Genomic DNA, 9,052 nt, shown 5'->3' with positions numbered 1-9,052 from the left:
AGGAGCGTCCATGCAGGCCCACATTGATGGAAGCCCGATTGCTTGGAATGCGTCGCATCGGTTGGAGCGGGGTCAGCGCCTGACAATCGGGCCAGCATTGCAAGGCGTTTACGGTTACCTGCACGTAGGCGGCGGGATTGCGACAGAGCCGTTTCTGGGCTCTCGCTCAACCCATCTGACGGCCAAGATCGGACGAACGGTAGAGCCGGAAGACACATTGCCAACCGGACCCGACTCCGGTGAGGTCGGGTTGAAAATTTGCCCGTCCGCGAGGTTCTCGGGCGGCGTATTGCATGTCGTGGCAAGCTTTCAGACCCCGCTGTTTGACAAAGCCACACTCGACCGGTTTGCCCATACGCAATTCCACCGAGGCCCTCGCTCCAATCGGATGGGGGTTCAACTGGAAAGTGACGGCGCAGGTTTTTCTGCCAAAGACCAGTTGAATATTTTGTCCGAGGTCATCACGCCCGGAGACATCCAGATGACGGGCACAGGAAATCCGTTTATTCTTCTGCCCGAGTGTCAAACAACTGGCGGCTATCCCCGGATCGCAACGGTCCTGCCCTGCGACATGCCACGCGCCGCGCAAACGCCGGCAGGTGCGTCCGTGTGGTTTGAATTTGTCACGCTGGAAGACGCCGTGGCCCTGCACGAGGCGTTTCAATCCGAACTCGCCCGCCTGCCCGGACGCGTTGAACCTCTGGTCCGCGATCCGCATGACATCCCGGACCTGTTGTCCTACCAAATGATCAGCGGAGTGATATCCGCCACCGACTAAGGAGACTTGCCGATGGCTCGCGTGGACCTGAATGCCGATATGGGCGAAAGCTTTGGCCCCTGGAACATGGGCGATGACGAAAGCCTGCTGAAGATCATCACCTCGGCCAATATCGCCTGCGGGTTTCATGCGGGAGACTGGGATGTCATGGCAAAGACAATGGCGTTGGCCGCAGAAAATGACGTCGGCATTGGCGCACATCCCGGCTTCCCCGATCTTCAGGGGTTTGGTCGCCGCAATATGAAAGTGCCGCATGACAGCCTGCGCAACCTCGTGCGGTATCAATTGGGTGCTGCGATTGGCATGGCGACAGCAGTCGGAACAAATGTGCGTCATCTGAAACTGCACGGAGCGCTGGCCAACATGTGCTCGGTCGATATCGACATGGCGCGGGCCTGTTATCAGGGCGCGCTGGACGTCGACCCGGATATTATCATCATGGTGCTGGCCGCCACTCAACAGGAGGCAGCCGTGCGCGAGTTAGGGTGCAAGTGGGTGGGCGAAATCTTTGCCGACCGCGCATACAACGACGATGGCACACTGGTCGATCGAAGCTTGCCCGGCGCGGTCATTCACGATGCCCAGGTGGCAGGCCCCCGCATTCTGAACATGGTTAAAGAGGGCGCGATCATCACCGAAAGCGGCAAACGGCTGGAGACGTCGATCGACACGATTTGCCTGCATGGGGACGGCCCAACCGCAGTGCAGATCGCCCGGTCGGTTCGCGAAAACCTGATCGCCGGCGGCGTCGATGTGACAAAATTCACCAGATAGTCACACCGGCGCAACCTGGGCCATGTATTTTTCTTACTGTTGCCGGATCGGAATTCACCGCCTAGCATGCCGTCAAGTGCATGTTCTCAATACCGTAATTGAAGCAACGTAATTTGCGACGGGATGGCCACGCCGTACCAACCGCAGCCAGGTTATACGCAAGGAGGCACATACATGTCTTTCGATCTGATGTCCTACGAGCCCCGGGGCGACAAGAAGAATTCGGACTTCTTCAACGAATACCTTCCGATGATCTACGAAAGGCGCACGAGTTCAGGGGTCGCCGATCAGGTTGGGCCGATGCGCGCAATCGTGATGCAGGTCGAGCGAACGGCGTTGTTTGACACCCTGATCGAGCTTTACGTCATGACCCCGTACCGGCACACCGCCACTTATCTGGGGTCTACGCACAAGTTCTCGGTTCTGCATTCTCATCCGGATTTTCCCGCGCTGATCGTGATGGCACCGCTGAGCGATGCGTTTGTGGATTTCATCCTCCGCATCAATCGCATGTACCCGCTGGCGCGCAAGGCACCGCAAACGCGCTATGTCGGCGAAGTATTCGGCGCCAAAGATCTGAAGGACCTGACCAAAACGCTGGAAGATCAGAACATCCGGTTCGAATACAGCGGCGACACGGAAAACCCGTTCTACACACTGGACGGGTTCCGCTTTACCACACCGTCCGATTTCACCTGTAACCGGGTTGGATATTCTACGCTGGATTTCAACGATCCGGACAGTTTGGGCCTTGGGGATCGCGTGTTGCTGAACGACTCCGAGAAGCAGCAATTGGCCGACGCTGCCGCCTTTGGCGCGGACAGTAAGATATCACCGCTTATGCTGGGTATTGACCATCTGGCCACGCGCGTTCTGGCCGGAGAGCGTGAGGATGCGATCCTCGAATTTCTGACGATGGTGCCCTATTACTTCTGGGGCGCGTACAACATCTTTGACATGAATTCTTCGACCAATGTGAACCGTAACGCCAATGTGGATGACGATAAAAAATCACCGGCCAAAGTGTTCACCGCCAACAACACCCCATCTTTCGTGAATTCCTTTGCCAAACTGCCCATGCCGACCGAGGATTTCGTGCGCAACTTCGGACGTCGCCTGCATCACATGGCCGTCGAGATTCTGGATGGCGATCACGCTGGCGGGGAGAAGAACGTGGATTTCGTGGTCAATACTCTCAAGGACAAAGGCGTACCGTTTCTGGCGCATGTGGTGGGCGAGTGCAAAGACGATCCGAACCTGAAGCAGATTTTCTCAAAACACTCGAAGAATACGTTGCTGATCACCGAGTATATCGAGCGTTGCCACAAGTATGATGGGTTCTTCACCAAGGACAACGTCGCCGCCCTGACCGCAGCCGCCGGGCAGGATGAGCAGTACGAACATGGGCATGTCTTCGATTGAGTGGTCTGCATGATCGGAAAAAAATGGCTGCGGGGTCTCCGCAGCCAGTGTCCATCCAGGAGAGAGAGTGCCGAGCCTTATGACGGCCCGATCATGAAACACGTCACGTTTCGCGCCTGCAGGCGGCGGCAGGCCAGATCGGCCTGTTCGCGCGTCATGCCCTGAAACGTTGCATCGAACCCGCGCGAACTTTGGTTCACCTTGCGCAGAGTTCCTTCCAGAGTGGTCATTTCCGAAAGCGCCGTTTTCAACAGTATCTTTTCCGCCTCATACCGGGTGGTAAAGCGACCCACGTTGACACCCCAGAGGTGTCCGCCGGAGGTGGACAGGCGGGTGACAACCTCCTGTTCCGGCTCGGGCTGCTCGGCGGGCTCTACTGCCGCCAGAACCAGGTTTTCCGGCCGCAATGCCGGACGTGTGTCCGAGCTTTCGACCGGCGGCGCTGTTGGTGCGATATCCGCCGAAGCGATCGCTGCGGCGATACCGTCCTTGATGCGATCACGATTTTGGTCGGCGGATTCGATGACAGTGCTTGCAACCAAAACACTGGCACTTGGTCGCATAGCCGGGCGCAGGCTTGTCTTGGGTGCACCGCTTAGGCGCGCAACCTGTGTCGTTCCGCCCAGCCCGGTGTTGCCCGCATAGGCGGGACGCGCCGGTTTGCGGATCGGCGCGCGCGAGGGCGCGCGGCGGAACCCAAGGTCCAGCAGTTCGGCGACTTTCGCGTTCCGCGACGCACCGGACTTGCCGCCAAACACGGTTGCGATGATACGCTCGTCACGGCGCTTGGCCGATGCCACCAGATTGAAACCGGCAGCGCGGGTATAGCCTGTCTTGATTCCGTCCGCCCCTTTGTAGGCCGCCAGCAAGCGGCGGTTCGTGTTGGGGACGGTCTTGATTCCGGCATGTGTCGATTGGCGCGAGAACAGGTTGTAATACTGCGGGTAGTCATACAGCAGGTGACGGCCCAACGTGGTCATGTCGCGCGCCGTGGACAGGTGCCCCGCCTCTGTCAGTCCGTGCGCATTCTTGAACGTGGTCCGGCTCATGCCCATTGCCTTGGCGGTGCGCGTCATGCGGCGAGCAAAGGCGGCCTCGGACCCGCTGATGGCAATGCCGATGGCAGTAGCCGCATCGTTGGCCGATTTTACAGCCGAGGCTCGAATCAGGTAGCGAAACGCGATCGTCTGACCGGAGCGCAGACCCAGTTTCGAGGGCGGTTCGGCTGCAGCCTTCTTGGTGATACGAACCGGCGTGTCCAGAGTGATTTCGCCATTCCGCACTGCCTCAAATGCGATATAAAGCGTCATCATTTTGGTCAGCGAAGCGGGGTGGAGACGCGTGTCCGCGTTTCGCGAATGCAGGACCTCACCCGTTCGTGCGTCAATAACCATCGCCGCATAAGGTGCCGCCACGCCTTTCAAAGGCAGGAAAACCAACAGCCATAAGAATGCTATAAGGAGCAAGCCCATTCGGGCCGGAACTGTCCGCCGAATCTGCACGATATTTGCCTCTGTCTGCCTCGCGCTGCCGGGTTTTCCCGGTCAGCAGAAATTTATTTTGTTAAGGATAAGGCTAGCACAGAGGTCCGGCGAAATAAACCGAAAGCTGGGAAATTTGCGGGGTCATTGCGCGCCCAAGCGCCCACAATATCTGGCTCCTTTCCAGTCGCGACACACAAAATCCGGGAAAATGGCCGAATTGAGGCTGAGGTGGCTGGGGAATTTTCTGAACTGAGGCCGAATGGCAACATCAACTCAGCTTTTCAACGAGTTCCGCCAACCCGCCTAAATCCTTCAGTTCTCGGAAGCGTGGATTTCCGACAGGCATCTCCGCCTGTTCGATCTCCCAGACCAGACCGTGCGGCACGTAGACGCCCCAACAGCCCGCCGCAATCGGAGCAACCACGTCGGAACGCATCGAGTTGCCCACCATCATTGCGGATCCCGGCCCGTCGCCGCGCTCGTTGAATATCGACTGGTAAGTCACCGGCGTCTTTTCCGAGACAATTTCGACCCAGTCGAACAACTCACCCAAGCCCGATTGTGCAAGTTTGCGTTCCTGATCGATCAGGTCCCCTTTGGTGATCAGGATGACCTGATGGGTCTCGGCCACGGCCTCAATCGCAGCGCGCGCATGAGGCAGCAGTTCGATCGGATGCGCCAGCATCTCCTGGCCGGCCTCGATTAGCTGCCGGATCACATGGGCCGGCACACGGTCCTCGGTAACCTCGATGGCCGTCTCTATCATTGAAAGGGTAAAACCCTTGATTCCGTATCCGTAGTGCCGGATGTTGCGTTTTTCCGCCGCCAAAAGCCGCTCCATCAAGTGATCCCGCTCAGCGTGTTCTGACAGCAGCTCTGCGAAATGTGCCTGTGTCAGCTGAAAAAACCGCTCATTGTGCCACAGCGTGTCGTCCGCATCGAATCCAATTGTGGTCAGCTTGTGCGTCATTCCGATAACGTTCGCTTGCTCTTTTCTCCGACAGCATCGACGTTATATAAGCGCTCAGATAAACCCAACGCCTGAATCGGACAGTTTTGCGCGATGCTGGAAAACCCATGGTTGATGTCTGACGAACCGGACGACGATGCAGACTCGTCGGTCCTGGTACAGACGCGCCCTAAGACCAAGCGTCCGCCTCTCTACAAGGTGCTGTTACTGAATGATGATTACACACCGATGGAGTTTGTCGTTCATGTGCTTGAGCGGTTCTTTGGCATGACGCATGCACAGGCGTTCGAGATCATGTTGACCGTTCACAAAAAAGGCGTGGCCGTGGTCGGCGTGTTCAGTCATGAGATTGCCGAAACCAAAGTGGGCCAAGTGATGGATTTCGCGCGTCGACATCAGCACCCTCTGCAATGCACAATGGAACGCGAAGAGTAGAACGCTGACCCGCGTCAACCTCTTCCGGATTTGCCCATGTCCCCACGCCTTGATCTCGCCCTGCAAAGCGGTCTGACGTTGTCACACTCTGTTATGGTGTTTGGGCCAACTCCCGAACAGGATTTATCCGCGTTGCCCCAAGGGACGCAGGTGGTGCAGCCATTCAAACCTTTTCATGACCACTTTGCGGATCAAGGGTTCCGGACAACACCAATGGCGGACGGCGCGTGCCACGACGCCATCGTTTTTCTTCCGCGCGCCAAGGCGCTGACTCACGCGCTGATCCACGAGGCCTGCGAGCACGCCGATGGCGTCGTAGTCGTCGATGGTGCCAAAACCAACGGCGTGGACAGCATTCTGAAAGACATCCGCAAACGGGTCACGGTCGAAGGACCGATCGCCAAGGCACATGGCAAGATCTTCTGGTTCAAGTCGGATGCACAAGCCTTCTCAGGCTGGGCCGCGTCCGGAACTCGGTCAGTGGATGGTTATCAAACGGCGCCGGGCGTGTTTTCTGCGGATGGCATCGACCCGGCATCTGCCCTACTGCTGAAATCGCTTCCGGCCAAACTTGGTCCGCGGGTCGCCGATCTGGGTGCCGGTTGGGGATATCTGTCCGCAGGGCTATCGAAAAACGATACCGTCACTTCCTTGCATCTGGTTGAAGCCGATCACATCGCACTCGCTTGTGCCCGAACCAACGTTCCAGACCCCAAGGCCAGGTTTCATTGGTCTGACGCAGTAGGCTGGAACGCCCCCGAGCCAATCGACACCGTGGTCATGAACCCCCCCTTTCACACCGGGCGCAACGCTGACCCAACCCTGGGGCAGGACTTCATCGCATCCGCTGCGCGAAACCTGACCCGCAGCGGCGATCTGTGGATGGTCGCCAACCGGCACCTGCCCTACGAAGCCACCCTGAGCAACTTGTTTGGCCATGTTCGAGAGGTCGTCGGCGACAATCGGTTCAAGGTGTTCCATGCCTCTCGCCCCCGGGGTTAAGCCCCGTTAACCTGCGCCCCAATCAGGAGGATTCGGATGTCATTTTCCATAACCGGCAAGACCGCGATTGTTACAGGCGGTGCCAACGGCATCGGGCTGGCCATCGGGCGCCACTTTGCGGATGCAGGTGCCAATGTCATGTTCGCCGATATGGACGAGAAACGCCTGGTTGAAGAACTGGGCACGCAGGCCGAGGAGGGCAATATCCGATATTTTGCAGGCGATCTGCGTGAAAAGCTGACCATTGCAAATCTGCTCTCGGCCACGTTGGATGCGTTCGATCAGGTCGATATTTTGATCAACGGGTCCCGTCAGGTGATCCCGTCAGACCCATTGGACACCGACGACGACTCGGTGCGAACCCTGCTCAATCAGAACCTGATGCCCGCCCTGCGTCTCAGCCAATTGGTCGCCAAACGCATGATCAAACAGGCTGGCGACAATGATGAAAACCCGGCCGGATCGATCATTAACCTGTCTTCGATTGCGGCGCGCCGCACACATCCGGACCTGATGGCCTATTCCGTCTCTACCGCAGCGCTGGATCAGATGACCCGCTCGCTGGCTGTGGCCCTTGCACCCAACCGTATCCGCGTGAATTCGATTGCGCTTGGATCGGTCATGAGCGCGTCCTTGCAATCCACCCTGAAGGAGAACCGGGACTTCCGCGACGATATTGAAAAACACACGCCACTTGCGCGCATTGCTGCCCCTACAGAACTGACCGAGACCGCACAATATCTGGCCTCGGATGCCGCCGGTTTCATTACCGGACAAATCCTGACAATTGATGGCGGTCGAACCCTTCTGGACCCGGTCGCGGCGCCTGCTCACTAAGACATATGTTTGAAACAGAAAAATCCACCGCCTCCGCCTGGTTCCGTCAACTGCGCGACGAGATCGTCACTGCGTTTGAAGCGCTGGAAGACAGTCACAAGACCGGCCCTTTCTCGGACGCTGACCCAGGTAGCTTTGAGGTCCGCGAGACCACGCGCCAGTCGGACGACGGATCGGATGCCGGCGGCGGCCTGATGTCGGTCATGCGGGGCGGTCGCGTGTTCGAAAAAGTTGGCGTGAACGTCTCGACCGTTTACGGCACGCTGGGCGAACGCGCGCAAAGGGCGATGGCAGCGCGAAAGGGTATCCCCGGCATGGCCGAGGACCCGCGGTTCTGGGCCTCGGGCATCAGCCTTGTGGCGCATATGCAGAACCCTCATGTTCCTGCAGTTCATATGAACACACGCATGTTCTGGACCCCGCATGCCTGGTGGTTCGGCGGCGGGTCAGACCTGAACCCCTGCATTGAGTATGAAGCAGATACGGCGCATTTTCACGCCACGCAAAAGAACCATCTGGACCCGCACGGACCGGGTCACTACCCGCGGCTCAAGGACTGGGCGGACGAGTATTTCTATATTCCTCATCGAAAACGCGCGCGCGGTGTCGGCGGCATCTTCATGGACGATTACTGCACCGGAGACTGGCAGGCCGATTTCGCATTGACGCAAGATATCGGGCGGGCATTCCTACCCGCGTTTTTGCCTCTCGTGGAAAAACGCCGAGTCCAGAGCTTTACTGATGCAGACAAGACGACCCAACTGGTGCATCGCGGCCTTTATGCCGAATATAACCTTGTCTACGACCGTGGCACAAAGTTCGGACTGGAAACTGGGCACGATCCGGATGCGGTCCTGATGAGCCTGCCCCCGATGGCCAAATGGATCTGAACGTCAGAAGTCGAAATCCATGAAGTTTTCGTAGCAATAGTTCTGCGCCGATGCCGCCGACATGTTTTCCCCCACGCGTTTCACGGTGATCGAGTATCCCGGGTTTGTATCGGCGCCCGGTGGTGGGGTCAGCGAGAACTCCACCGTCCGCTCTCCCGGCACATAGGCTTTCGAGATGTAAATCCGTTGTGAATTCGAAACCCCCAACGTACGGATTGCGTAATCCCCGATCCCGCACCAGTAGTTTACAGGTGCTGACGAGCCAATCGCTTTGACCCGGTATGCGCCATCATCCAGAGGCGTAATCTCGGTTCGGAACTGAGGTCTGATATCGAGCCCAAAGCCAACGGCCTGCGCCAACCCTGGCGCCAGCAGCAATGCGGAAAGCGCTAAAACTTTTGAAAATCGCATCATTGAAGCGTACCGAAAAAGAAAACTCAATCTCCACAAAACATAGCGG

The 9,052-nt window shown here is 57.9% G+C and carries 10 protein-coding genes (1 of these 10 only partly in view); 7 read left to right on the top strand and 3 right to left on the bottom strand.

Annotated elements, in window-relative coordinates; genetic code table 11:
- The 3 genes from ACR3E0_RS04890 to ACR3E0_RS04880 all read left to right on the top strand — a co-directional run.
- Positions 1–778: the 3' portion of a 5-oxoprolinase subunit C family protein gene (locus tag ACR3E0_RS04890; protein WP_480476730.1), read on the top strand. Its footprint begins 221 nt before the window's first position; the window shows 778 of its 999 coding nt (coding positions 222–999); its start codon lies off the left edge, out of view; the stop codon is at positions 776–778.
- Positions 779–790: 12 nt separating this feature from the next.
- Complete coding sequence (locus ACR3E0_RS04885; protein WP_480476728.1) at positions 791–1,552, top strand: LamB/YcsF family protein; 762 nt, start codon at positions 791–793, stop codon at positions 1,550–1,552.
- A 174-nt stretch (positions 1,553–1,726) separates the two neighbouring features.
- On the top strand, positions 1,727–2,974 hold the full coding sequence (locus ACR3E0_RS04880) for a hypothetical protein (protein WP_480476726.1): 1,248 nt from the start codon (positions 1,727–1,729) through the stop codon (positions 2,972–2,974).
- A gap of 77 nt (positions 2,975–3,051) precedes the next feature.
- Here the strand turns inward: ACR3E0_RS04880 and ACR3E0_RS04875 are convergent, their stop codons facing one another.
- Positions 3,052–4,446, bottom strand: coding sequence for a D-alanyl-D-alanine carboxypeptidase family protein (locus tag ACR3E0_RS04875; RefSeq protein WP_480476724.1), 1,395 nt, complete (start codon positions 4,444–4,446; stop codon positions 3,052–3,054).
- Between the two features lie 280 nt (positions 4,447–4,726).
- A complete protein-coding gene (locus tag ACR3E0_RS04870; protein WP_480476722.1) occupies positions 4,727–5,428 on the bottom strand; it encodes an HAD family hydrolase in 702 nt (233 codons plus the stop codon).
- Between the two features lie 93 nt (positions 5,429–5,521).
- Here ACR3E0_RS04870 and clpS point away from each other — a divergent pair, with 93 nt between their 5' ends.
- The 4 genes from clpS to hemF are packed head-to-tail and all read left to right on the top strand — an operon-like array spanning position 5,522 to position 8,592.
- Positions 5,522–5,863 carry an ATP-dependent Clp protease adapter ClpS gene (gene clpS / locus ACR3E0_RS04865; protein ID WP_480476720.1) on the top strand — a complete coding sequence of 114 codons (342 nt, stop codon included), beginning with the start codon at positions 5,522–5,524 and terminating at the stop codon, positions 5,861–5,863.
- A 36-nt stretch (positions 5,864–5,899) separates the two neighbouring features.
- Positions 5,900–6,865 (top strand): class I SAM-dependent methyltransferase, encoded by a 966-nt coding sequence (locus tag ACR3E0_RS04860; protein ID WP_480476719.1) that lies wholly within the window; start codon positions 5,900–5,902, stop codon positions 6,863–6,865.
- Between the two features lie 36 nt (positions 6,866–6,901).
- On the top strand, positions 6,902–7,702 hold the full coding sequence (locus ACR3E0_RS04855) for an SDR family NAD(P)-dependent oxidoreductase (RefSeq protein WP_480476717.1): 801 nt from the start codon (positions 6,902–6,904) through the stop codon (positions 7,700–7,702).
- A gap of 5 nt (positions 7,703–7,707) precedes the next feature.
- Positions 7,708–8,592, top strand: coding sequence for an oxygen-dependent coproporphyrinogen oxidase (gene hemF, locus ACR3E0_RS04850; RefSeq protein ID WP_480476715.1), 885 nt, complete (start codon positions 7,708–7,710; stop codon positions 8,590–8,592).
- A 3-nt stretch (positions 8,593–8,595) separates the two neighbouring features.
- Here hemF and ACR3E0_RS04845 read toward each other — a convergent pair whose 3' ends face one another.
- Positions 8,596–9,006: a hypothetical protein gene (locus tag ACR3E0_RS04845; RefSeq protein WP_480476713.1), complete on the bottom strand. Its 411-nt coding sequence runs from the start codon at positions 9,004–9,006 to the stop codon at positions 8,596–8,598.
- Between the last annotated feature and the right edge of the window lie 46 nt (positions 9,007–9,052).

The organism is Ruegeria sp. AJ12, assembly GCF_056536245.1.
Note: the sequence above shows the minus strand (reverse complement) of the source record. Positions and strands in the feature narration are given on the sequence as shown.